This is a genomic window from Pseudoalteromonas sp. S1609 (assembly GCF_005887255.1).
Lineage (GTDB): Bacteria > Pseudomonadota > Gammaproteobacteria > Enterobacterales > Alteromonadaceae > Pseudoalteromonas.
Map to the genome: position 1 here is coordinate 1 of NZ_PNDJ01000336.1, position 237 is coordinate 237.

The 237-nt window shown below is 48.1% G+C and carries 1 protein-coding gene; it reads right to left on the reverse strand.

From position 1 onward, the window contains the following. Positions 1-237 (reverse strand): type 1 glutamine amidotransferase family protein (locus tag CWB76_RS19955; protein ID WP_502704775.1); only part of this gene is annotated, 237 nt, incomplete at both ends.

Genomic DNA, 237 nt, shown 5'->3' on the forward strand with positions numbered 1-237 from the left:
CTCGGTCAAAATTGCGTCAGGGTGAAACTGCACGCCTTCAAGTGCAAGCTCATTATGCCTCAATCCCATTATTTCATCACGCAGCCCCGAGTGGCTTTGTGTGCATGCTGTTACGTCGAGTTCATTAGGCAATGAGGGTGCTGCAACAATTAAAGAATGGAAGCGGCACACTGTCAGCGGGTTTGGTAAACCTTTAGACATACCTTGCTGCTGGTGATAAATTGGCGCTGTTTTTCC